Origin of the sequence: Arthrobacter sp. YN, from assembly GCF_002224285.1 — a bacterium.
Classification (GTDB): Bacteria; Actinomycetota; Actinomycetes; order Actinomycetales; family Micrococcaceae; genus Arthrobacter.
The window spans coordinates 3585787-3609609 of record NZ_CP022436.1; the positions used below are offsets into that span (position 1 = coordinate 3585787).

Here is a 23823-nt window from a genome sequence, read left to right on the forward strand (position 1 = left end):
CTATGCATTTTCCCAGTCCTGCCTGTGCGTGGCCTGTGCCCGAATCACAGCCAAGCGCACGTGATGGAACTACGCTGGAGCCGGGCCGGAGGAAGGAAATCCATGATCGTGCAGCTGCGCCTTTGCGTGCCAACGGAGATGTCCGAGGCCGCCGTGAAGTGTTGCACCGATAACACCGGAGCCGCCGAGGTGGCCGTTCACAAAAGTGCTTCCGTAGTGCCACCTGGCGACGTGATCACCGTTCAGATCGCCCGGGAATCCGCGGAAGAACTGATCGAGCGGCTTCATGAGCTCAAGGTTCCGGACCTGGGCTCCATCTCCATATCGTCGCCGGACCTGGTCCTGTCCAAACGCGCTGACGACGCCGAGGCAGCCGCGCCCGGAGAATCGGCCGACGCCGTCATTTGGGACGAGGTTTCCAGGCAAACCGGCGAGGACTCGAAACTGACGTGGAGCTTCCTGGCATTTTTGGTGATTGCGACGCAGTTGGCGGCGATCGGGATTGTGACCGATTCAACCATCGCGATTGTGGGCGCAATGGTGGTGGGACCCGAGTTCGGACCGCTCGCTGCGTTGGCTGTGGGGCTGGTGGAACGCAAGTGGCGATTGGTACGTGCCTCGGTGCTCGCCCTGGGTGTTGGTTTCCCCCTCGCGATGCTGGTCACGGCAGTTGCAGCGTGGCTCTCAGTGCCCCTCGGGTTGTTCCCCGAGGACACGTTGGAGCGGGGATCAGCCGTCGAGTTCATCTACCATCCGGGTCCGTACTCGCTGATCGTGGCCGCACTCGCCGGAGCGGCGGGAATGCTGTCCATGATCAGCCACCGGTCCTCAGCGCTGGTGGGTGTGTTCATTTCCGTCACGACTGTTCCGGCTGCAGGCTACGTTGCCGTTGCGTTGGTTCTGGGTGAATACAGCAAAGCGGCCGGATCAGCGATGCAGCTGGCACTCAACCTGGTGGGCATCGTGTCAGCTGCGGCTGCGGTTTTATTGTTCTACCGGCTCATCGGCAAGCGGGTCTCCTTGGCCCGGCGACCGTCCGGCTCCGGACGTCGCTCCGTTGCCAACCGGCGGGCCAGGTAGCGGGCGTCCCGGCAGACTCCGGGAAGCGTTGCCGAGGCTGCCGCGAAGAGGAACTCCTGACCGATGAAGAACACGCCGGGAACGTCGTCTGCTACTCCCCTGGTCTGCCTCGGCTCACCCTGTTCGTCGAAGACCGGCAGTTTCACCCACGAGTACTCCTCCTGATACCCCGTGCACCAAATGACGTTCACGGCCTCCACCCTTGTCCCGTCGTCCAGGACCGGCAAGCCTTCCGAAACCCCCGCCAGCCTTGGAACCAACTGCACTCCCGCGGCCGCCAGGTCCTTGGTCTTGGTCCGGATCAGCGGCGCCGCCATGGATTTGAACCCCGGGGCGGCCTTGCGTCCGATCGACGTGTTAAGCGTGAGAACGTGGACGCCCAGGAACTTCACTACCGGCAGGGCGAAACGTGCTGCTGCCCGGCCATGCTTCATGGGCATTTCGCCGCTGGGCTTCCCGGCAAGAACGGTGGCATGCGACCCTCCAACGTCAAGGGCGATCTCCGCCCCCGAGTTCCCAAGCCCCACAACCAGTACCGTTCCGTCCCTCAGCTGCCCCGTGTTCTTGTAGTCCTGGGAATGCAGCTGGACTATGTCCGGATCCAGCTCTCCTGCGAACCCGGGACGTTTCGGACGATGGTGCCCGCCGGTCGCAATCACCACGTTGCGCGCGTGCCAGTGCCGGTCCCCTGCCGCGACAACAAACCCCTCACCTTCGGATCTGATTTCCTCCACATGGACACTGGACACGAACGGGAGGTCAAAACGACGCACATAATCCTCCAGATAGTCGGCCAGTTGATCTTTCGTGGGGAACGCAAGGCGGTGTCCGGGGAAAGGCCAGCCCGGAAGCCCGTCATATTTGGCGGGCGTGAACAGCTTGAGTGAGTCCCAGCGTTGACGCCAGGCATCCCCTGGCCTTCCGTGCTGATCCAGAATGAGGAAGTCACGGCCTTCCTTGGCCAACCAGTATGCGAGCGCGAGCCCGGCCTGGCCACCTCCCACGATGACGGTGTCTACCTCTTGAAGTTGGTTCGATGTCATGATGCGCTCCTTTCGCGTTGCAGTGGATCCTTTGTTGTTTGGTCCAACTTGTTGTTTGGTCCAACCGGTCAATGCACCTCATGCGGTATGTGAACCTCCCTCGGACTGGCTTCGTGCACCTCAGACGGCCTGGCCTCGGGCGTCTTCCGGTACCGCAGGCACCACGCGAGCATCAGTGCGGATGCCACTACATAGAAGGCGTGCAGAAGCCATACAGGACCGGCCGGAAGATCAAAGACATAGAACGAATGCACGGCATTGGCGATGTTGGTCAGGGCAATGTTCCCCAGGCTGTAGGACGCCACATCCTTTGTTCGGACCGCCTTGAGAAGCATGGGCAGCATGCTGGCGGCGAAGAGCACGGTTGAAACGGTGCCGGCAAGCAGTGGAATGTTCATAGGGCCAAGCTATGAGCCCAGCCCCTCCCGTCGCGTCGGCAGAATGACGCATTCGATTCCACACGGTATGGGTATTTCTGCGCAGCAGGTGACAGAGGGTCCTGCGGAACGGTGCGGGAGGTGATGGGGGTTCAGTGGATCAGGCCATGCTCGAAGGCGTAGCCCGTGGCGGCGGTCCTGGACGGCACAGCAAGTTTGGACAGGATGTTGCTGACGTGCCTGGCCACGGTCTTTTCGCTGAGATACAGCTCCCTGGCGATGGTACGGTTCGCGTGGCCACTGGCAACGAGCTGCAAGACTTCCAGCTCACGGCTGGTCAGCGGAGAACTGTTCTGACTTTTCTCGCCCGTGAGCTCCAAAACATGGGCCACTGCAGGCGCCGCTCCGAGATCGGCAAACTCATCTTTGGCAGCTTCAAACTCCATGGCAGCCGAGTCCGGATCTCCCAGCTGCGAGCAAGCACGCCCCGCCAGGACCCTGCAACTGGCCGCGCCGTACGGAGCCTCCAGGCTGTACCAAAGACGCCACGCCTTTCTCGCCACTGACAGGGAAGCGTGCGGTTTGCCCTCCGCAAGCAGCACAGTGGCTTCCGCCTGGCCAGCGAGCGCCTGCTCGAGGGGCATGCCGCCGCCTTCCGGGGACCCGAACTCGTCTGCGGCGGCCCGAGCCGCCTTGACGTCTCCGGCAGCAAGTTCGACGTCGACGACGGCCGGGAGGAGTCGACGGCGGTTGGCTGGGTCAGAAAGGGAAAGGGCACGGCGAAGCATGGACTGGGCTTGTGGCTCTTTGCCCTGCCCGGCCAGGACGAGTGCCAGCCCTGGCAGGGCCTCGAATCCGGTCTCAGCGGCCTTGGCATAAGCTGCCATGGCTTCATCGTCACGGCCGGTCAGGCGAAACAGCTCGCCCTGGAGGTACCACGCGCCCCAGACTGCTTCCGGGTCGCCATGGCGGGAACGGTCCTGGGCGATCCGGAGTGCGGCCGTGGCATCCTCCCAGGCACCGTGGAGGATGAACAGTTCGGCCCTGTGCGACTGGCACTGCCCGCTGAACATGACCATGTCCGGTTGCTGTCCGCACCACCGGGCAAGTGCAGCTGTCCACTCGTGGGCACGCTTGACGTCCAAGGTCAGGCGACAGCTTCCGATGACTGCACAGTAGATAATGCCGGACGGAATGGGCGACACTTCGCCGGCGGTGACGGAAACCATGACGTCGTCCAGGAACTCCAGGCCCTCAGCGGGAAAACCCAACGCGATCCGTGCTGTACCCACGCCCAGCTGGCCCAAGGCCGTCAGGTCCCGGTCGTGGAAGCGCTGCCCCACAGCCAAGGCACGGCCAAAAAGCTCGTTGCCGGCTTCCGGGTTTCCCCCATACAGCGCGCCCAGCGCCGATGGGATCAAAAGGTAGCCCTCCGCTTCGGTGGGGTCATCCATCCCATCCACCAACTGCTTGGCCCTGGATAACCAGCCGGAACCACGTGCGGGTTCCCCGAGGTTCATAAGGTACAGGACCAGCCACGCAGCGCAGCGGGCAGCTCCGGCAATGTCCCCCATGGTCACGTACTCGTCATGTGCCCGCGTCAGATAGGCCACACCTTCCGATTCCTTGCCCAGGAGCATGGCAACCGAGGCAACAAGCTCAATGTCCTGGGAGGCAGGCCGCCTTCGGTATCCGCCCGGGCGAGGCAGTCCAAGGCATCGCTCCAGCGATGCTCGAAGAACGCCGAGCGTCCGAGATCCAAGGTTGTGGCCGGCATAGTCGTTACTCATCCCGCGACCGGGAACAGCCCGGTTGGCGCACCCAAGCCGCCGTATAAGCGTCAGGTTACTGCCGTCGTCGAACGCTCACAATAGCTTGGGCAGGCGTGCCTGCCGGGCGCCCCGGGACGCAAGAAGCCCCGGCCACGCGAACGTGACCGGGGCTCCAATAAATCAGGCTGCTAGTGGCTGTGGCCTGCGTGTGCGTCTTCTTCCTCAGCCGGCTTCTCGGCAACCAGGGTCTCGGTGGTGAGAACCAGGGCAGCGATGGAAGCGGCGTTGCGGAGAGCCGAACGGGTGACCTTGACGGGGTCGATCACGCCAGCGGCGATCAGGTCCTCGTACTCGCCGGACTTGGCGTTGAAGCCGTGGTTGGCTTCCAGCTCGGACACCTTGGCAACAACAACGAAACCGTCGAAGCCGGCGTTCTGGGCGATCCAGCGCAGCGGCTGAACCAGGGCGCGGCGGACGATGCCCACAGCTGCTGCTGCGTCACCTTCCAGCGCCTTGACGGCCGGGGACTCGTCCAGTGCCTTGAGGGCGTGGATGAGAGCGGAACCGCCACCGGAAACGATGCCTTCTTCGAGGGCTGCACGCGTAGAGGAAACAGCGTCCTCGATGCGGTGCTTCTTTTCCTTCAGCTCAACCTCGGTGGCTGCGCCGACCTTGATCACGCCGATGCCGCCGGCCAGCTTGGCCAGGCGTTCCTGCAGCTTTTCCTTGTCCCAGTCGGAGTCCGTCCGGGTGAGCTCAGCGCGCAGCTGGGCAACGCGGTCAGCCACGTCCTCAGCAGTGCCGGCGCCGTCAACGATGGTGGTGTTGTCCTTGGTCACCGTGATGCGGCGTGCGGTACCGAGTACCTCGAGGCCAACGGTGTCCAGGCTCAGGCCAAGGTCCGGGGAAACAACCTGGGCGCCCGTGAGCGTGGCGATGTCCTGGAGCATGGCCTTGCGGCGGTCGCCGAAGCCCGGAGCCTTGACGGCAACAACGTTGAGGGTGCCGCGGATGCGGTTGACGATCAGCGTCGAGAGGGCTTCGCCTTCGATGTCTTCGGCAATGATGAAGAGCGGCTTGTTGGCCTGCAGGGCCTTCTCCAACAGCGGCAGGAAGTCCTGCAGCGAGGAGATTTTGCCCTGGTTAATCAGGATGAGGGCGTCCTCGAGGACGGCTTCCTGGCGCTCTGCGTCGGTGACGAAGTACGGGGACAGGTAGCCCTTGTCGAACTGCATGCCTTCGGTGAGGACCAGCTCGGTCTGGGTGGTGGAGGACTCTTCAATGGTGATGACACCGTCCTTGCCAACCTTGCCGAACGCTTCGGCGAGGAGCTCGCCGACTTCGTCGCTCTGCGCGGAGATGGCTGCGACGCTGGCAACCTGGGTGCCTTCAACTTCGCGGGCGTTCTCCAGGAGGCGGGCTGCGACGGCTTCAACGGAAACCTCGATGCCACGCTTGATCTCACCCGGAGCGGCGCCGGCGGCAACGTTGCGCAGGCCTTCCTTGACCAGGGCCTGTGCAAGCACGGTGGCCGTGGTGGTGCCGTCGCCTGCGACGTCGTTGGTCTTGGTGGCTACTTCCTTGGCCAGCTGTGCGCCAAGGTTCTCGTAGGGGTCGTCAAGCTCAACTTCACGCGCGATGGTGACGCCATCGTTGGTGATCGTGGGAGCGCCCCACTTCTTGTCCAGCACGACGTTGCGGCCGCGCGGGCCAAGCGTCACCTTGACAGTGTTGGCGAGCTTGTCGATACCGGCCTCAAGAGACCGGCGGGCAGCATCGTTAAAAGCAAGCTGCTTTGCCATGGTTGTGTCCTTTCAAGACAGAAAACCCGCACCGCTGAAGGTCGGAAATGATTTCCAACGCGACGGCGGTGCGGGGCTCCGGGAAGTTACTTTACGACGATCGCAAGGACGTCGCGGGCGGACAGAACGAGGTACTCGTTGCCGCCGGTCTTGACTTCGGTTCCACCGTACTTGGAGTAGATGACGACGTCGCCAACAGCTACGTCAACCGGTACGCGGTTGCCGTTGTCATCGAAGCGGCCGGGGCCGATTGCAACAACTTCGCCTTCCTGCGGCTTTTCCTGTGCGGAGTCCGGAATGACCAGGCCGGAAGCCGTGGTCTGCTCTGCTTCGAGCGGGCGAACAACAATACGATCCTCAAGAGGCTTAATCGAGACCGACACTCGGACTCTCCTTTTCATGAGCTGATTCATGGACTAAGAACTAGGGTGCCGGAGCGTACATCCGCCGTCGCGGTGCCGGAAGACGCTTGGCATTTATTAGCACCCTCCGGGGGAGAGTGCTAACTAGACTCTATGTAAATCGTTAGCACTCGGTCAAGGTGAGTGCCAGCATTTCGTCATGGGTGAACGCAGGTCACCGTCCCGTGAGGTCATCCAGGTCGTAGTCCTGGCCGTCGTCATCCTCGTCCAGCGGGGCGTTGCCACGGTTCAGGTACAGGAGCACAGCGGCCGCAACAGCAACGACGCCGGAAATCACCAGGGTGATAATCCCACCGGTTCGGGCGCCGCTGTAGAGCCCGCGGATGTCCCGCGCTTCGTCGGTGGCATCATTGACGCTCTTGCCTGCGACGGAATAGGTGGCCGCATTGAAGGAATCCAACGCGAAGATGATGATCAGCAGGCCTATGCAGACCACAGCGATCACGGCCCCCGCTATGAGGGCGGGTCGCGCGAACTTCATCATGGTGGAGGGTTGCGGGGCTGCGGTGTCTTCCATGAAAACAACCCTATCCGGCTGGTTCGCCCGTCACGTTGTCAAGTGCCGCGCCGTTAGGCTTGATTCCATGCCTCACGCACCGCAGGAACAGATCGCACCCTTGCTGACCACTGAAGGATGGGAACTCCTGGCCTCCTTGGGGCCCTACCGCGAGGCCGACGCTTTCAGCACCAATGCGGATCTCCGCAAAGCCGGCCACTCCGCCGAATTGGTGGCCGCAGTCCTGACGCAATCACGGCTGCGCACCCGCGCCGAGGCAAAGTTCGGCGAGTTCGCCCGGCAGATGCTGTTCACCCAGGCAGGCTTGGAGCAGGCCACGCGGTTGAATGTCGCCGCCCGGCACGCCGAGCGCTTCGCCAAGGCCGGCATCTCCCATGTGGCCGACCTCGGGTGTGGCCTCGGCGCCGATTCCATGGCCATGGCGTCCATGGACATTTCAGTGACAGCCGTTGAGATGGATGAAACCACTGCTGCCTGCGCCACCATTAACCTCATCCCGTTCCCGCACGCCACCGTGGTGCACTCGGACGCCACGTCTGTGGAGCTGGACGGGATCGACGGCGTATGGCTGGATCCTGCACGCCGCACGACGTCCACGTCGGGGACCAAGCGGATTTGGGACCCTGAGGCCTTCTCTCCCCCCTTGTCCTTCGTGGAGAAGCTGGCGGCCACCGGACGTGCCATCGGCGTCAAGATGGGCCCCGGCATCCCGCATGACTCCGTTCCCTCCGGCTGTGAAGCCCAGTGGGTCTCGGTGGGCGGGGACGTCACCGAAGTGACCCTGTGGTTCAACGCCGTAGCCCGACCCGGCGTGCGCCGTGCTGCCCTGGTCATCGGCAGCCAGGGCGCCGCCGAAATCACCAGCGGCGAGGACTTCGACGCCGGTCCGGCAGCCGCCGTCGGGCCTGTTGAAGGTTTCTTGTACGAACCGGACGGCGCAGTGATCCGCGCAGGCCTGGTGGCCGACATCGCTGAAAGGCTGGGCGGGCATCTGGTGGACGAGCACATCGCCTACATCTGCGCGCCGGAACTGCACGACACTCCGTTTGCCCGGGCCTACAAGGTGCTTGAGGTGATGCCCTACAACGTCAAGGCCCTCAAGGCCTGGGTGAAAAGCAATGGCATCACCGTGCTGGACATCAAGAAGCGCGGCACGGCCGTGACTCCCGAGGAGCTGCGCAAGCAATTGCTTCCCGCCAAACCATCAAAGGGCAAGGACGCAAAAACAGCCACCCTGGTCCTCACCAGGATCGGCGAGGAAAGAGTGGCTGTTGTGGTGGAGCCGGTCACGGCCTAGCACCTCAGCGACGGGAGAACTCCGAGGCTTCGCGGACCTGTCCGGCACTGGGGCGCACACCCGTGTACAGCACGAATTGTTCTTCGGCCTGGATGGCGATGACCTCGGCACCGGTGATGACCTTCGTGCCGGAGTTTCTGGCGGCGGTGATGAGCGGCGTCTCCGAAGGCAGCGCAACGACGTCGAACACCACCTGCGCAGCAGCAATGGTGGCGTCATCGAAGGACTGGGCAGTTTCGTCCGCACCCGCCATGCCCAGCGGGGTGACGTTGATGATCAGGTCCGCTGTTGAGCCGTTGACGTCGTCCTGCCACCCGAATCCGTAGAGGTCCGCGAGTGCACGGCCGGTGGTTTCATTGCGGGCCACGATAGTGACAGCGGTGAACCCCGCGTCCCGGAGCGCTGCGGCTACGGCCTTGGCCATGCCTCCGGCACCCCTGAGAAGGACAGTGTGGCTGCTGGGAACCTGGTGGTCCTTCAGGAGCCGGGCAATGGCGATGTAATCGGTGTTGTAGGCAGTAAGGACGCCGTCGTTGTTCACGATGGTGTTCACCGAATCGATGGCTTTGGCCGAAGGGTCCATCACGTCAACCAGCGGGATGACGGCTTCCTTGTACGGCATGGACACCGCGGCACCCCGGATGGGGAGGCCGCGGATGCCCGCTACCGCGAGGGTGATGTCAGTGGGCGCGAATGCCTTGTAAACAAAGTTCAGGCCGAGCAGATCGTAGAGATAGTTGTGGAACCTGGTCCCGATATTGCTGGGCCGGGCCGCAAGCGAAATGCACAGGGACATGTCTTTGTTCAGGATTGGCATTCCCCCATTAAACGCCCTGTTGGTAGAGCCGTGTATTCATTGCACTTTTTACCCTGCCGCGAGTTAGCCCTGGCGCGCCTTCATCCTGGGGTTGTTCTTGTTGATGACGAAGGTACGCCCCCGCCTTCGCACGATCTGGGCGCCGGGGATCTTCTTGAGGGCACGCAGTGAATTCCTGACCTTCATGGTGTTTCTCCTTTGATGTGGGTGTGGGTCTTCGGTTTAGAGGGCGTCGCTGAGTTCCAGGGGGTCGTCCCAGACGCCGGAGTCCAGTGTCATTTCGGCCTCCGTCAGTTGGCAGCCATCCAGGAGTTCGCGGATTTCCGTGGGATCGATGTCCTCGGAGCGTCCGGTGATGGCAAGGACGGTGCCGCGGTCGCCGTGGTGTGGGTGCCAGTCCAGGAACGCGTCGACGTCGGCGCCGGCCTTTGCGGTTGCCCCCTCGCCAGGGCCGGATCCTGCTGAGTCGGCCAGCCAGTTCCCGGTACTTTCCAGCCAGACCCTGGGGCCTATGCCCTGGACGGCGATCCGCCGCGTGGGCGCGGAGGCGATCCACAGCCGACCGCGCAGCCAGTGCGTACCGATGGCCAGCTGTGGCAGCGCATCACGGAAGCGTCCTGGGTGAAGGGGACGGCCCGTTTTGTGGAGCACGGTCCGGAAGGGACCCGGATTTTCACTCAGGGGCACACGCACGACGCCGGGCCGGTTACGTGCCGCTGCTTCAGCATCGTCGAAGCAACCCGGCCGGAATTCCCCGGCCGACCCGACGGCGTTGGCATGGGGCGCCAACTGGCCCAGCAGCTCCAGGCCAACCAGCCATGCCTCCGATCCTTCACGTTGATCCCCGGTCAATACCGCTCCCAGACCCGGGGAAACCATCACGGTATCCACTTGGCCGAACTCACCGATCAGGAATTCGCCACTGGTGCGCTCATCCTGGGGCATGGAGGTGAACCCGGATTCGAACAGGGTGTGTCGGTCCCAGATGTGGTCATCCAAATCCGCCGGGTCCATGGCCAGCACCGCATTGTCCATGACCGCCGGCTGGCTGAGTCCACGGCGAAGTTCTGCGACGGCCATTCCTGCGGCGACTCCCGGCGGGAGGCCCAGGACCACGTGGTCGAAGCCGCAGGCGGCGAGGCGTTCCGCCGTCGGGACTACGTCAAGCCGGACGGTGCAGCTGAGGCAACCATGCTCCAGGACCGTGGTTTCGCGTTCGAACAGCTGACCGCCCCGATAGACGCGTCGGAGGACCAGGGAACCGTCCAGGAGATCATGGAGGACCACCACGGAGTTCTCATGGGTTCGGCCGAGCCTTGCGGTGGCTGCCTCGCGGCATTGGCTGTCCAGGGAACTGACTACTGTGAGGTGCATGGCTAGAGTCTAATGCGAACAATTCTCATTAACAAATGACCGCATGCTTCGACGGCAGTTCCTGTCGATATCACCGGCGTTCCGGCTGCATTAGACTTGATCCGACCGCTGGCGGCCCCGCAGCGGGGGACCGCGCCCAGCTGACACAAAACAATGAGGGGACTGAGGGGACTACGTGCAGATTGATTTTGCGCCATCCAGGCAATCGACACTGGGTGTGGAATGGGAGTTGGCGCTCGTCAATGCACGTACCGGGGAACTGGTATCGGTAGCGAACGATGTCCTGAAAGGCGTCGCTGCCAACCACCCGGACCTCAATGAGGACGACGAACACCCCCATATCAAGCGCGAACTGCTCCTCAACACCGTTGAACTTGTCACCGGCATCTGCGAGACCGTCAAGGACGCGAAAGAGGACCTTGGCCGTTCCCTCGCCGCGGTCCGCGAAGTCACCGATCCCATGGGCGTTGAAGTGTTCTGCGCAGGCAGCCACCCCTTCAGCCCTCCCCTGCTCCAGCCCGTCACGGACAAAGAGCGCTACGCCAAGCTGATTGAGCGGACCCAATGGTGGGGACGCCAAATGGTCATCTACGGCGTCCACGTCCACGTGGGCATCGACCGCCGGGACAAAGTCCTCCCCATCCTCGACGGCCTGGTCAACTACTTCCCGCACTTCCAGGCACTGTCCGCCTCCAGCCCTTACTGGGCCGGGGAAGAAACCGGGTACGCCTCCCAGCGTGCCCTCATGTTCCAGCAACTCCCTACCGCCGGGTTGCCCTTCCAGTTCGAAACCTGGGAGGCATATGAGTCCTACGTCCAGGACATGTTCACCACCGGAGTCATCGACTCGACATCCGAGATCCGCTGGGACATCCGCCCCGTCTCAAACCTGGGCACCATCGAAATGCGCATCTGCGATGGCCTGGCCACGCTTGAAGAAGTAGGCGCCATAGCTGCGCTGACCCAGTGCCTGGTGGACGAATTCTCCTCCACCCTGGACGCCGGCGGCAGCATCCCCACTATGCCGCCATGGCATGTGCAGGAGAACAAGTGGCGTGCCGCGCGGTACGGCATGGAAGCCATCATCATCCTCGACGCCGAGGGCAACGAGCAGTTGGTCACCGAACACCTCGCGGAAACCGTTGCGCGGCTTGAACCTGTGGCGGAAAAGCTGGGTTGCTCCGAGGAACTGGCAGACGTCCTGAAAATCATCGACCGTGGAGCCAGCTACCAGCGCCAACGGCGTGTTGCTGCTGAGCACAACGGGGACCTGCAGGCAGTGGTCATGGACCTCGTGCAACAAATGCGCAAGGGTCCGGACGCCTGATAGTTGGAGACTGTGCCTGCCTGGGCGCGAACCTAGGCAGGCACTGACACCGTAGTCACCGGCATGGAGGAATCCGGTGCGAAAGCTATTCCGCTCGGGCCAATGCCGGCCATGATCAGCTGCGCACCGAGGGCCGCAACCATGGCACCGTTGTCCGTGCAAAGGTCCAGCGGCGGAACGTGAAGTGTGATCCCGGCCGAGGCACAGCGTTGCCCGGTCAGTTCCCGCAGGCGCGAGTTGGCTGCAACTCCCCCACCCAGCAACACATCGGTGATGCCGTGTTCCTTGCAGGCCAGGACCGCCTTGGAGCTGATCACGTCCACCACGGCTTCCTGGAACGCCGCGGCGATATCTGATACGGGCACTTCCTCGCCACGGGCCTCGAACTGTTCAACGCACCGGGCCACCGCCGTTTTCAGGCCGCTGAAAGACCAGTCATAGCGGTGCGGGCCCTTTTCCTCCGCCGTACCCATGTATTTGGGCTGCGAGAGGCCGCGCGGGAAACGGATGGATTTGGGATTGCCGTGGCGTGCCAGTTTGTCGATGGCAGGTCCACCCGGGTAACCGAGGCCAAGGATGCGGGCCACCTTGTCATAGGCTTCACCCGCGGCGTCGTCGATGGTTGAGCCCAGCAACTCAACGTCATCGGTGATGCTCCGGATCCGCAGGATTTCCGTGTGCCCACCCGATACCAGCAGCGCACCAAGGTTCTCGGGCAACTTTCCGGCGCCCAGGCCGGCGGCAGCCCCGGCGTCGTGCTTGCCGTCCGCAGCCTTTCCGTTGGAGGCGGGCTGCCGATCCAGGAGCCCCACGCCAACGTGCGCCACCAAGTGGTTAATGGCGTACAGCGGCTTGCCGGTGGCAACAGCCAACGCTTTCGCGGCACAGACCCCCACCATCAGCGCGCCGGCGAGGCCGGGTCCGGATGTGACGGCAATGGCATCAAGGTCGTCCAGCGTGACACCAGCCTCATGCAGGGACTCCTGCAAGGTGGGAACAAACGCGTCCAGGTGTGCACGCGAAGCGATCTCCGGGATGACGCCCCCAAAACGTACATGCTCTTCCATGGACGAGGACACTGTGTTGGTGAGCAGGGTGGTGCCCCGCACGATCCCTACGCCGGTCTCGTCGCACGAGGACTCGATGCCGAGCACCAATGGTTGCTTGGGCTGTTCCGGATGAGCGCCGCTCACGCTGTGTCTCCTTCGTGGGGTTTGTTCAGTTCAAGCCGCATGATCAGTGCATCCGTGCCGTCCCGGTAATAGCGGGGTCGGACGTGGATCTGCTCGAAGCCGAACCGCACATAGAGTTGCTGGGCCCGGGGGTTGTCTGCCCGGACCTCCAGAAGGACGTCCGCCGCCCGGCGCCGCCGCGCTTCGTCGATGAGTTCGGTCAAGACGGCGGAGCCGATGCCCTTGCCTTCAAACTCAGGCACGACGGCGATCGTCTGGACGTCCGCGATCGGCTCGATGCACATCAACCCTGCATAAGCCACGATCTCCCCGGCCACCTCAGCCACCACATAACGGCGGGTTTCGGGCTGTGCCAACTCATCGAAGAACATCTGCAACGGCCAGGCGTCCACGGGGAACAACCGGCGCTCCAGGGTCTCCACTGCCGGGATATCGGCTTCCGTCATGTCGCGCAGGGAAACCCCTGCGAGCTCAAGCTTGGGTGACAATTTCACAGTTCGCGTCCCATCACAGCGCACGCTTCCGGGGCCCGGGCACCTGCGCGTCGGATTCCCGAAGATACAGCGGGGTAGAGTCCAGCAACGCCTGCCCGGCCGTGAGCTTGGCCAAGGCAAACTGGCCCAGCGATGCTGCGTCGGGCTGGGTCTGGGCAAAGTCCTCGTTGGCATTCAGGACCTCGGCGTACAAACCTGCGCCGGCGCCGAACACCGGCAAATCCGGAAGCCCGGAAGCGAAGCCCACATGCGGCCCGTCAACAAGCTCCGGCAGTTGGCCGTCTGCCAAGGTATAGCGCGCCCAGTAGACCTCCTTGCGCCTGGCGTCGGTGGCCACCAGGAACTCAGGAGCAGCGGACGTGGACTCGGCCACCTCAAGGGCGATCGCGTCCAGGCTCATCAGGCCATACAGGGGTTTGTTCCAGACGAAAGCCAAGGTTCGGGCGGTCGCAATGCCGGAGCGCAGGCCCGTAAACGGCCCCGGTCCCACTCCGGTGACGATTGCATCGATATCGGTGCCCGTGACGCCCGCTCCGGCCAGGAGCTTTTCGATCCCGGGAGCCAGGACTTCGGCATGGCTGCGGGTGTCCTCAGTTGCGAAGGAATCCACCACGCTTTCCATGGCGTCGTCGGAAATCAGTGCGGCACTGGCTACCGCGGAGGTGTCTATGGCCAGGATCAGCATCAGTTGCCTTTCTCTGGTGACGGGGTTTCAAGAAGCCGCGGAACTTCGGCCCAGCGGGGACCGTATCCACGGAAAACCAGGGTGCGGGGTTCGTCGTCGTCATCGGTATCGAAGTCCATGACGTCGCCGGCTGCTGCGGCGTCGGTTGCCGGACTCTCCCCACCTACAGACCTGTGCAGGTCAACCTCCAGGCGGCTGTCCGAGAGGTGCTCCACCCGGTCCCGGCCCCACTCCACCACGGTGACCGCGGTGTCCATGGTGTTCTCCAGATCGATGTCGTCGATCTCCGCGGCCGATTCCAGCCGGTAAGCATCCACATGGACCAGGTCCGGGCCGCCGGGCCTGGGGCCATCGGCGAGATTGGGATGGATCCGGACCAACACGAACGTGGGGGAAATGATGCCGGCGCGGACGCCAAGGCCTTCGCCCAGCCCCTGGGTGAACGTCGTCTTTCCGGCACCCAGTTCGCCCGTCAGGACCAGGAGATCCCCGGCCTCAAGCACCCCGCCCACAGCTGCTGCGAGCGCATGCGTCTGCTCCGCCGTCGTGACCGTCAGGGTGCGCTCCCATTGGGGTTCGCTCACAGTGCTGCCGTCTCTGTCGCGTGGCCGGCAGCCTTGTGGGCCTCTGCCTGCGCAGGCACCTCGTTGATGTAAGTGCGCGGCACCCGAGGGCTGATGCGGGTAACAATCTCATAGTTGTTGGTCCCCGCGGCCGCGGCCCAGTCGTCAGCCGTGGGACCGCCGTCGGCACCGTCGCCGAGCATGACGGCTTCGGCGCCCTTGAAAGCCGCTGCCTCGTCCGACGTCAGTGCTCCGAGGTCAATGACCATCTGGTCCATCGCGATCCTGCCCACTACGGGGTAGTTGGTGCCGTTGACGCGGACCGGGCCGCCGGTGCCAATGCGCGGGACACCGTCGGCGTAGCCCAACGGCACCAGGCCCAGCGTGCTTTCCCCGCTGGTCCGGTAGTTGAGGCCGTAGGAGACACCCTGACCCTCGGGGACCTTCTTGCAGTTGGACAGGAGCGTGCGGACTGTCATGGCCGGGTGCAGGCCAAGTTCGGCAGAAGTTGCCCCTTCGAAGGGCGAGAGTCCGTAGATGCCGAGGCCCACGCGCACAAGATCGAAGTGTGAGTCCGGGCGGGACAGCGTGGCAGGGGTATTGGCGATATGCCGGACTTCCATGTCCACTCCGGCGTCCTCGGCCATGGCGATTGCTTCACGGAAGACGGCCAGTTGCTCATCGGTTTCCGGCCGGTGCGGCTCGTCAGCCACAGCGAGGTGCGAGAAGATACCCACCACGCGCAGCAGGCCTTGATCCTGGTACTCCATGGCCTGGCCAACCAATTGATCCCAATCGGCAATGGGGCAGCCGTTGCGTCCCAGGCCGGTATCCACCTTGAGGTGGACGCGTGCGGGCCGTTCCTGTTCGCGGGCTGCCGCGACCACGGCGTCCAACTCCCAGCCGGAAATTCCGACGTCGATGCCGGCGGCCACTGCCGCTTGGAAGTTGCTTTCACGGGTGTGCAGCCACGCGAGCAGCGGGGCATCCACTCCGGCAGCGCGCAAGGCGAGCGCCTCGGAGATGTGCGCGACACCGAGCCAGGCGGCCCCGGCGTCGAGCGCTGCGCGTGCCACCTGGACGGCTCCGTGACCGTAAGCGTCCGCCTTCACCACGGCCATGACCGTAGCAGGGGACGCGATGGCGACGAACTGACGCACGTTGTGCCGCACGGCTTCGAGGTCAATCACGGCGGAGCGTTCCAGCACCGCCGACTTTGCTATGGAGGCTTTCGACCCGATACCGATTTCTGCAGCTGCTTCGTAAGTCACCCTAGAGATTCTAGTGGTGCCGGTGAATTCGGGTTAACTGCCGGCCGGCCGATGCCCCGCAGCGCGTCGGGATGGCGCGCCGGGACTGCGCGTCCGTACTGCGCGTCGCTACTGCGCGTCCGACAAATGCGCGATGGTGGCCCGTGCGCGTCGCTGCGCTTCCGCCGGGATGTCTTTGACGATGGGTTCCAAGAACGCGAACCGCCGAAGCCACTGGCTGGACTGGCGTTCCTTCCGCGCGTTGGCCCGCTGCCACCAGTCGGCGATGTCACCCCACCCGGGGGCCGCCAGCGAACCGCCCACCTCCTGGACGGCCAGCGAGGCGCAGAGGTTCGCGAACCGGAGCCTGTCCCCCAACCTCCACCCCGCCAGGCACCCCACAATGAAGGCAGCCCCAAAACAGTCGCCCGCACCGGTGGGATCGTAGGCGGACACCGGCAGGGAAGGCACCCATTCCTCCTCGCCGGTCTCGGAGTCCAGCGCCACGGCACCCTGCGGGCCGAGCGTCACCACGGCCACGGGGACCCGGTCTGCCAAGGAGTACAGCGCCGCCCAAGGGTCTGCCTTGCCGGTAAAGGCCATGGCTTCGGGCGCGTTGGGCAGGAAGGCATGGAAGTTTTCCAAAAGATCCAGGCGCCGTTCGGACCACTCCCCCGTGGGATCCCAGCCCACCACGCCAAAAAGCTTGGTGCCCCCTTCCTTGGCCGCGAGCATCCACGGTTCCAGTTCCTCACCCAGGTCAGCGACGGCGGCGAGCGCCTTGGGCGGTTGTCCGATCAGCTCGGAGGAACTGATCGGGGCAGGGTGCCCGTGGGTGACCATGGACCGGTCCTGGTTGACGCAGAGGGAAACGGTGACAGGTGAGTGCCAGCCCGGCACTTTTCGTGACAGCGAGAGGTCCACGTGTTCCTGGCTTTCAAGGATCTGCCAGTTGTAGTCGCCGTACCCGTCGTCCCCGAAGGTCGCGGCAAGGTTGGTGCGCAGGCCCAGGCGGGCAGCGGCGATGGCTTGGTTGGCTACCCCACCCGGGCAGCTTCCCATGCCCTCGCTCCAGATCTCCGTGCCGGGTTCAGGGGAGTGCGGAAGACCAGTGAAGATGATGTCCTGGAAGACCGTTCCGGTCAGGAGGAGGTCGCACTGCTGGTCGGCAGTGGACCGTAGGGAAGCAAGGGGATCAAAACGTCGCTGGGGCATAGCGTCCATGCACCGCAGACTACGCTGCACCGTACTGGGCTGCATAGATGTGGAGGCCTGCATAGACTCGGGTCATGCGGCTCATGATTGCCGGTGGCGGCGGCTTCCGGGTACCCCTTGTTTACCGGGCTTTATGCGCGGGTCCGTTTGCCGGGCTGGTGGACGAGTTGGTGCTGTACGACGTCGACGCCGCACGGCTGGCAGCCATCGAAGCCGTGATTGGAGACATGCCCCCGGCGGGCGGTTCCACGCCCGTCGTCGTAGTGTCCACGGACCTGCGGGAGGCCCTCACCGGGGCGGACATGGTCTTTGCTGCCATCCGGCCGGGTGGCACTGCCGGAAGGATCGCCGACGAACGCGTGGCCTTGGACCTGGGGTTGCTCGGGCAGGAGACTACAGGCGCCGGCGGCATCTCCTATGCCCTCCGTTCCATCCCCCGCATGCTGGAACTCGCCCGGGCGATGCGACGACATTGCCCCGAGGCGTGGCTCATCAATTTCACCAACCCCGCCGGCATGGTCACCGAAGCACTGGAGCCAGTGCTGGGGCGCAAAGTGATCGGAATCTGCGATTCCGCTGGTGGCCTGGTGCAGCGGGCGGCGCGGGCTGTTGGCGCGCCACTGACAGAAGGAACGCTCGACGGCGTGGGCTACTTCGGCCTGAACCACCTCGGCTGGCTTTATCGGCTGGCACCGGGCGGGCAGGATCTGTTGCCGGGCCTGCTTTCCGACCATGCCGCCCTTGAGTCCATGGAAGAGGGCAGGCTGTTTGGGCAGCACACCTTGCTGCAGCTTGGCTGCCTGCCCAACGAATACCTGTACTACTACTACCAAACGGCGCAGGCTACCGACGCCATCCGCCGGCAGCAGGAAACCCGTGGGGCGTCCATCCATCACCAGCAGAGTGCCCTGTATCCAGCCCTGGCCAAGGCACCGCACGCCTTTGAGCTGTGGGACAGCGCCCGCCGGTCCCGCGAGGAAGGTTACCTGGCCGAGGCCCGCACGCATGGAGAGCAACGGGACGAGTCTGATCTCGCAGGCGGCGGCTATGAGCGGGTGGCATTGTCCGTGATGCGTGCTCTGTCAGGCGGTGGTTCTGCCCAGCTGATTCTGAACGTGCCCAACTCGCCGGTGTCAGCAGTCGGCCTGGCCACAGCGGACGTGGCCGTGCCCGGGCTGCCGGCGGACGCCGTCGTCGAGGTACCCTGCGAGGTAACGCCCGACGGCGCGTTGCCGCTTACGCAAGCTCGGCCGGGCGGGCAGTTCCTCACGCTGATGCAGCACGTCAAGGAAGTGGAACGACTGACCATCCGCGCAGTGGTGCATGGAGAGCGCAGCGCTGCCGTTGGTGCCTTCGCCGCGCATCCCTTGATCGGCTCGGCGGAGCTGGGCGAACAACTCCTCACCGGATACGAGGCAGCCTTTCCCGATCTGGGGCAGTTGTGGGGCCCTACAGCTTCCGATACATGACGTGCAGGCCGACGTACCCGATCTCCGGGTGGTCAAAGGCTTCAGGGACCGTAGCGAGGATCCGGAAGCCCATGGACTGCCACAGCCACACTGCCCGGACGTTGCTCTCCACCACGGCATTGTACTGCATGGCGTAGAAGCCGGCCGCCTTGGCCTCACTCAGCGAATAGGCGCACAGTGCGCGGGCGATGCCCTGGCCTGAATTGTTCGCCCCCACCATGTACCCGGCGTTGGCAATGTGGCTGCCGCCGCCGGCTTGGTTGGCGTGGAACTCCCCTGTTCCAAGGATCTGGCCCGTGTCCTTGCCCACGGCCACGAACGTCTGGCCGGGAGCGTCCTTGGTCCACTTGTCCCTGGCCGTTTCCTCGGAGGTGTCGCGATCCCAGGTGAAGGTCTCGCCGTCGCGGATCACCGGCTCCAGGATGGCCCAGATACCGGGCCAGTCTTCAGGGGTGGCTTTGCGGATGTCGAAAGTCTGTTCTTGGCTCACAGCGGCCACGCTAGCAGCCTTGTCCACATAGCCGGGTTGCCGTGGGATGGCTTTGATCAGCAGGAGTAGTGTTTTCTGCAGGGCAAAGGCGTGTTTGCTGTTTGCCGTTTGCCGTTTGCCGTGAGTATCAGGAGGAATGCGGTGCCGTTGATCCGTCGTGTGGCGTTCCTGTCCTTGCACACCTCCCCCATGGAGCAGCCGGGTGCCGGAGATGCCGGTGGGATGAACGTCTACGTCCGGGCGTTGGCCATGGCACTCGCGGAGTCCGGGGTGGAGGTGGAGATCTTTACCCGTTCCACCAAAGCGGGCCAACCCGCCGTCGAACATCCAGGGCCCGGCGTCTGCGTCCACAACGTCATGGCCGGGCCGCGCCGGAAACTGCCCAAGGAAGAGCTGCCCGCCCTCCTGCATCAGATGGTGGAAGAAATTGACAGGATCCGGGGAAGCCAACTTCACGGCCGCTACGATGCCATCCATTCGCACTACTGGGTTTCCGGGGTGGCAGGGCTTGAGTTGTCCCAGCTTTGGGGTGTTCCGCTGGTCCACACCATGCACACCATGGCCAAGGTCAAAAACCTGGTCCTCGAATCCGGTGAACGCCCCGAGCCCCGACGCCGCGAAGAGGGTGAGCAGCGGATCGTCGATGGCGCAGCCCGCCTGGTGGCCAATACGCCTGCCGAGGCCGAAGAACTGGTTTCCCACTACGGGGCCGATCTTGACCGGATCGACGTCGCCCCGCCAGGCGTGGACCTCAAAGTGTTCACACCGTCCTTCCGGCGGAAGTCACGTTCCTTGCGGGATGTCAGGCCGGACAGTTTCCATATCCTCTTCGCCGGCCGCATCCAGCGGCTCAAGGGCCCCCAGGTGTTCGTCAAAGCCGCAGGAATCCTGCGCAAGCGCCGGCCGGACATTGACCTTGAGATGACCATCCTGGGATCTCTGAGCGGGGCCAAGGATTTCAACCTTCAGCACATCATCGAAGACGCCGGACTGGCCGACGTCGTCACTCACCGGCCGCCTGTAGTGGCGCCGGAGCTGGCCAGTTGGTTCCGTTCAGCAGACGTCGTGGTCATGCCGTCGTTCAGCGAATCCTTCGGTTTGGTGGCCTTGGAAGCACAAGCGTGCGGTACACCCGTGGTCGCTACCAACGTGGGCGGCCTGTCCCGCGCCATTTCCGACGGGCGAACGGGCATGCTGGTGGACGGGCACGACCCCTCCGACTGGGCAGACGCCCTGGAAGACCTCTACGATGACGTCCAGACCCGGGAAGACATGGGCCGGTTGGCCGCTACCCATGCCGAATCCTTCGGATGGCAGCGGACGGCAGCCATCACCCTGGAAAGCTACCGCGAAGCAGTAGGTGGCTTGCTGGTTCCCCGGCGCTGAGTCGTCGCCGGATCCCCCGCCGGGACTGATAGATTGTCGCGCACAGCGAACCAACGCCTGCAGCACCAACCCCGCTGCGGGGACACCCAGCCGAAGGACAACGATGTCTGAGAACAAGGTCATGTCTGATCTTGAAATTGCCCGCAACGCCACCATCCTGCCCATTGTGGACATCGCCCAACGCGCGGGCATCACAGTGGATGCCCTTGAGTTGTATGGGCCCTATAAGGCCAAGATCAATCCGGCCAAGTTGGTACTCCCGGCCCGCACGGCACCTGGCAAGGTGGTACTCGTGTCCGCCATGTCCCCCACCCCGGCCGGTGAAGGGAAGTCCACCACCACCGTGGGGCTAGCAGACTCACTGGCACGCGCCGGACACAAAGTGATGATCGCCCTGCGCGAGCCCTCCTTGGGTCCCATTCTGGGCATGAAGGGCGGAGCCACCGGCGGTGGCTACTCGCAGGTGTTGCCCATGGACGACATCAACCTGCACTTCACCGGCGACTTCCACGCGATCACATCCGCCAACAACGCCCTCATGGCCCTGGTGGACAACCATATTTTCCAGGGCAACGAACTCGGTATCGATCCCCGCCGCATAGCGTTCAAACGCGTGCTGGACATGAACGACCGCTCGCTGCGGGAAGTGGTCATCGGCCTCGGCGGCCCCGTGCAGGGCGTGCCCCGGCAGGACGGCTTCGACATCACCGTCGCGTCCGAAATCATGGCGGTCTTTTGCCTGGCGACGGACTTGGACGATCTCCGCTCGCGGCTGGGCCGGATCACTTTTGGCTACACCTACGATCGCGCGCCGGTCACCGTTGCCGACCTCGGCGTCGAGGGTGCCCTGACCATGCTGTTGAAGGACGCCATCAAGCCCAACCTCGTCCAGACCATCGCCGGGACACCTGCTGTGGTTCACGGTGGCCCGTTCGCGAACATCGCCCACGGCTGCAACTCGTTGATCGCCACCAGCACGGCCATGCAACTCGCCGACATCGTGGTCACCGAAGCCGGATTCGGAGCAGACCTCGGCGCCGAAAAGTACATGGACATCAAGGCGAGAATCGCCGCGGTGGCGCCATCCGCCGTCGTGGTGGTTGCGACCATCAGGGCCCTCAAGATGCAGGGTGGGGTTCCCAAGGACCAACTCAGCCAACCGAACGTCGAGGCCATGGCCGCCGGGGTGGAGAACCTCCGGAGGCACGTCCGCAACGTCGCTAAGTTTGGCATCTCCCCCATCGTGTCGATCAACAAGTTCGCCACGGACACCTCCGCGGAACTGGAGTGGCTGCTCGCCTGGTGCGCCGCGGAAGGTGTGGAAGCCGCCGTCGCCGATGTCTGGGGCCGGGGCGGAGGAGGCGACGGCGGTGACGACCTCGCTGCCAAGGTGGCAGCTGCGCTGGACGCGCCCTCCGATTTCCACCACCTCTACCCGCTGGAAATCCCTGTGGAGGATAAGATCCGGACCATCGTGCAGGAGATCTACGGGGCCGACGGCGTCGAGTTCTCGGTTCCTGCCCTGAAGCGCCTCGCGGAGATCGAAAAGAACGGCTGGTCCGACTTCCCCGTCTGCATGGCCAAGACACAGTATTCCTTCACGGACGACGCCTCCCGGCTGGGGGCACCGAAGGGATTCACAGTGCACGTCCGGGAGCTGATCCCCAAGACCGGCGCCGGGTTCATTGTCGCGTTGACCGGCGCTGTCATGACCATGCCCGGACTGCCCAAGGAGCCGGCCGCCATGCGCATGGATGTGGACGCTGAAGGCCAACCCACGGGCCTCTTCTAGCCGTCTCCCACATCCCGCGCCCTTCCAGACCCACGCTCTCTCACATCCCGCGCCCTTCAGACCCACGCTCTCTCACATCCCGCGCCCTTCCAGACCCACCGTCTCTCACATCCCGCGCCCTTCAGACCCACGCTCTCTCACATCCCGCGCCCTTCCAGACCCACCGTCTCTCACATCCCGCGCCCTTCAGACCCACGCTCTCTCACTCTTTTAGGAAAAGTGAGCGAGCGTCCACCCCAAACCCGAGGGACGTGAGAGAAGGTTCGGGAAACGACAAACGCCCCCGTATCGGATACGGGGGCGTTCGTCGTAGCAGGGGTGTTTAGCGCTCGATGTCGCCGCGGATGAAGGCTTCAACCTTGTCGCGGGCGAGGTCGTCGTTGAACTGCTCCGGCGGGGACTTCATGAAGTAGCTGGAAGCGGAAAGCAGCGGGCCGCCGATGCCGCGGTCCAGGCCGATCTTGGCGGCACGGATGGCGTCGATGATGACACCTGCGGAGTTCGGGGAATCCCACACCTCGAGCTTGTATTCGAGGGACACCGGGGCGTCACCGAAGTTGCGGCCTTCGAGGCGGACGAAGGCCCACTTGCGGTCATCGAGCCAGGCAACGTAGTCGGACGGCCCGATGTGGACGTCATCGGCGTGCAGCTTGGCCTCAACATTGGAGGTCACAGCCTGGGTCTTGGAGATCTTCTTGGACTCGAGACGGTCGCGCTCCAGCATGTTCTTGAAGTCCATGTTGCCACCGACATTCAGCTGGTACGTGCGGTCCAGCGTGACGCCGCGGTCTTCGAAGAGCTTGGCCATGACGCGGTGCGTGATGGTGGCACCGATCTGGCTCTTGATGTCATCGCCCACGATCGGAACACCGGCCTCAGTGAACTTGTCAGCCCACTCCTTGGTTCCGGCGATGAAGACGGGCAGGGCGTTGACGAACGCTACACCGGCGTCGATGGCGCACTGGGCGTAGAACTTTGCAGCCTGGTCCGAACCGACGGGCAGGTAGCAAACCATGACGTCAGCCTTGGCCTCGCGCAACGCTGCGACGATGTCCACGGTTTCGTCCGGTGCCTCAACAATGGTCTCGCGGTAATACTTGCCCAGGCCGTCCAGGGTGTGGCCGCGCTGGACGGTGACACCGGTGGTGGGGACGTCGGCGATCTTGATGGTGTTGTTTTCGCTGGCGCCGATGGCGTCGGCCAGGTCCAATCCAACCTTCTTGCTGTCGACGTCGAAAGCAGCAACGAACTGGACGTCGTTGACGTGGTACTGGCCGAACTCGACGTGCATCAGACCCGGGATCGTGGCCTTGGGGTCAGCGTCGCGATAGTACTGAACACCTTGGACCAGCGATGCGGCGCAGTTACCTACGCCGACAATGGCAACACGAATCGGATGTGAAGACACGGAACTCCTTTTGAGAACTAAACCTCATGTGCCAGGCGCAGCCCTGACTG

23 protein-coding genes are annotated in these 23823 nt (G+C 63.9%); 6 read left to right on the forward strand and 17 right to left on the reverse strand.

From position 1 onward, the window contains the following. Positions 1 to 102 precede the first annotated feature (102 nt). A complete protein-coding gene (locus tag CGK93_RS16415; RefSeq protein WP_089595749.1) occupies positions 103 to 1080 on the forward strand; it encodes a DUF389 domain-containing protein in 978 nt (325 codons plus the stop codon). Here the strand turns inward: CGK93_RS16415 and CGK93_RS16420 are convergent. The 6 genes from CGK93_RS16420 to CGK93_RS16445 form a co-directional block, all read right to left on the reverse strand. Next, on the reverse strand, positions 993 to 2123 hold the full coding sequence (locus CGK93_RS16420; protein ID WP_089595750.1) for a flavin-containing monooxygenase: 1131 nt from the start codon (positions 2121 to 2123) through the stop codon (positions 993 to 995). The genes CGK93_RS16415 and CGK93_RS16420 overlap by 88 nt on opposite strands. A gap of 68 nt (positions 2124 to 2191) precedes the next feature. Next, positions 2192 to 2521: a hypothetical protein gene (locus tag CGK93_RS16425; RefSeq protein WP_089595751.1), complete on the reverse strand. Its 330-nt coding sequence runs from the start codon at positions 2519 to 2521 to the stop codon at positions 2192 to 2194. A 131-nt stretch (positions 2522 to 2652) separates the two neighbouring features. Continuing rightward, on the reverse strand, positions 2653 to 4290 hold the full coding sequence (locus CGK93_RS16430) for a helix-turn-helix transcriptional regulator (protein WP_332460059.1): 1638 nt from the start codon (positions 4288 to 4290) through the stop codon (positions 2653 to 2655). A 170-nt stretch (positions 4291 to 4460) separates the two neighbouring features. Beyond that, on the reverse strand, positions 4461 to 6074 hold the full coding sequence (gene groL / locus CGK93_RS16435) for a chaperonin GroEL (RefSeq protein WP_089595752.1): 1614 nt from the start codon (positions 6072 to 6074) through the stop codon (positions 4461 to 4463). 86 nt (positions 6075 to 6160) lie between these two features. Continuing rightward, a complete protein-coding gene (gene groES / locus CGK93_RS16440) occupies positions 6161 to 6457 on the reverse strand; it encodes a co-chaperone GroES (protein WP_011775524.1) in 297 nt (98 codons plus the stop codon). A gap of 193 nt (positions 6458 to 6650) precedes the next feature. Further along, positions 6651 to 7013: a hypothetical protein gene (locus CGK93_RS16445; RefSeq protein ID WP_089595753.1), complete on the reverse strand. Its 363-nt coding sequence runs from the start codon at positions 7011 to 7013 to the stop codon at positions 6651 to 6653. 67 nt (positions 7014 to 7080) lie between these two features. Between CGK93_RS16445 and CGK93_RS16450 the strand changes: the two genes are divergently transcribed. Then, entirely contained in the window at positions 7081 to 8310 is a 1230-nt protein-coding gene (locus CGK93_RS16450; RefSeq protein WP_089597527.1) for a class I SAM-dependent methyltransferase, read from the forward strand. Positions 8311 to 8314: 4 nt separating this feature from the next. On the opposite strand, the gene CGK93_RS16455 is transcribed toward CGK93_RS16450, so the two are convergent. From CGK93_RS16455 to CGK93_RS16465, 3 genes are all read right to left on the reverse strand, one after another. Continuing rightward, positions 8315 to 9127, reverse strand: coding sequence for a shikimate 5-dehydrogenase (locus CGK93_RS16455; RefSeq protein ID WP_089595754.1), 813 nt, complete (start codon positions 9125 to 9127; stop codon positions 8315 to 8317). 63 nt (positions 9128 to 9190) lie between these two features. After that, the gene (gene ykgO / locus CGK93_RS16460; RefSeq protein ID WP_011775528.1) at positions 9191 to 9313 is read right to left on the reverse strand and encodes a type B 50S ribosomal protein L36; all 123 of its coding nucleotides are present in this window, start codon (positions 9311 to 9313) and stop codon (positions 9191 to 9193) included. Between the two features lie 36 nt (positions 9314 to 9349). Further along, positions 9350 to 10501 carry a GTP-binding protein gene (locus CGK93_RS16465; RefSeq protein WP_089595755.1) on the reverse strand — a complete coding sequence of 384 codons (1152 nt, stop codon included), beginning with the start codon at positions 10499 to 10501 and terminating at the stop codon, positions 9350 to 9352. Between the two features lie 175 nt (positions 10502 to 10676). Here CGK93_RS16465 and CGK93_RS16470 point away from each other — a divergent pair, with 175 nt between their 5' ends. Beyond that, on the forward strand, positions 10677 to 11828 hold the full coding sequence (locus CGK93_RS16470; RefSeq protein WP_089595756.1) for a glutamate--cysteine ligase: 1152 nt from the start codon (positions 10677 to 10679) through the stop codon (positions 11826 to 11828). Between the two features lie 32 nt (positions 11829 to 11860). Here CGK93_RS16470 and tsaD read toward each other — a convergent pair whose 3' ends face one another. From tsaD to CGK93_RS16500, 6 genes are all read right to left on the reverse strand, one after another. Beyond that, positions 11861 to 13021, reverse strand: coding sequence for a tRNA (adenosine(37)-N6)-threonylcarbamoyltransferase complex transferase subunit TsaD (gene tsaD, locus CGK93_RS16475; protein ID WP_089595757.1), 1161 nt, complete (start codon positions 13019 to 13021; stop codon positions 11861 to 11863). After that, entirely contained in the window at positions 13018 to 13515 is a 498-nt protein-coding gene (gene rimI / locus CGK93_RS16480; protein ID WP_089595758.1) for a ribosomal protein S18-alanine N-acetyltransferase, read from the reverse strand. The genes tsaD and rimI overlap by 4 nt, the downstream gene beginning before the upstream one ends. Before the next feature lie 13 nt (positions 13516 to 13528). After that, the gene (gene tsaB / locus CGK93_RS16485) at positions 13529 to 14200 is read right to left on the reverse strand and encodes a tRNA (adenosine(37)-N6)-threonylcarbamoyltransferase complex dimerization subunit type 1 TsaB (RefSeq protein WP_089595759.1); all 672 of its coding nucleotides are present in this window, start codon (positions 14198 to 14200) and stop codon (positions 13529 to 13531) included. Then, a complete protein-coding gene (gene tsaE, locus CGK93_RS16490; RefSeq protein WP_089595760.1) occupies positions 14200 to 14784 on the reverse strand; it encodes a tRNA (adenosine(37)-N6)-threonylcarbamoyltransferase complex ATPase subunit type 1 TsaE in 585 nt (194 codons plus the stop codon). Before tsaE ends, tsaB begins: the two co-directional genes overlap by 1 nt. Beyond that, positions 14781 to 16034, reverse strand: coding sequence for an alanine racemase (gene alr / locus CGK93_RS16495; RefSeq protein ID WP_089595761.1), 1254 nt, complete (start codon positions 16032 to 16034; stop codon positions 14781 to 14783). The genes tsaE and alr overlap by 4 nt, the downstream gene beginning before the upstream one ends. 108 nt (positions 16035 to 16142) lie before the next feature. Further along, the gene (locus CGK93_RS16500; protein ID WP_089595762.1) at positions 16143 to 17237 is read right to left on the reverse strand and encodes a carbohydrate kinase family protein; all 1095 of its coding nucleotides are present in this window, start codon (positions 17235 to 17237) and stop codon (positions 16143 to 16145) included. Positions 17238 to 17302: 65 nt separating this feature from the next. On the opposite strand from CGK93_RS16500, the gene CGK93_RS16505 reads away from it, so the two are divergent. Then, positions 17303 to 18697 carry a 6-phospho-beta-glucosidase gene (locus CGK93_RS16505; RefSeq protein ID WP_089595763.1) on the forward strand — a complete coding sequence of 465 codons (1395 nt, stop codon included), beginning with the start codon at positions 17303 to 17305 and terminating at the stop codon, positions 18695 to 18697. On the opposite strand, the gene CGK93_RS16510 is transcribed toward CGK93_RS16505, so the two are convergent. Continuing rightward, positions 18678 to 19196: a GNAT family N-acetyltransferase gene (locus CGK93_RS16510; RefSeq protein WP_089595764.1), complete on the reverse strand. Its 519-nt coding sequence runs from the start codon at positions 19194 to 19196 to the stop codon at positions 18678 to 18680. The two genes, CGK93_RS16505 and CGK93_RS16510, sit on opposite strands and share 20 nt — an antisense overlap. A 132-nt stretch (positions 19197 to 19328) precedes the next feature. Between CGK93_RS16510 and mshA the strand changes: the two genes are divergently transcribed. Both mshA and CGK93_RS16520 read left to right on the forward strand, forming a co-directional pair. After that, positions 19329 to 20573, forward strand: a complete 1245-nt coding sequence (gene mshA / locus CGK93_RS16515) for a D-inositol-3-phosphate glycosyltransferase (protein WP_089595765.1) — start codon at positions 19329 to 19331, stop codon at positions 20571 to 20573. Between the two features lie 103 nt (positions 20574 to 20676). Beyond that, positions 20677 to 22365 (forward strand): formate--tetrahydrofolate ligase, encoded by a 1689-nt coding sequence (locus CGK93_RS16520; RefSeq protein ID WP_089595766.1) that lies wholly within the window; start codon positions 20677 to 20679, stop codon positions 22363 to 22365. Positions 22366 to 22687: 322 nt separating this feature from the next. On the opposite strand, the gene CGK93_RS16525 is transcribed toward CGK93_RS16520, so the two are convergent. Beyond that, positions 22688 to 23773 carry an inositol-3-phosphate synthase gene (locus CGK93_RS16525; protein WP_089595767.1) on the reverse strand — a complete coding sequence of 362 codons (1086 nt, stop codon included), beginning with the start codon at positions 23771 to 23773 and terminating at the stop codon, positions 22688 to 22690. Positions 23774 to 23823 lie beyond the last annotated feature (50 nt).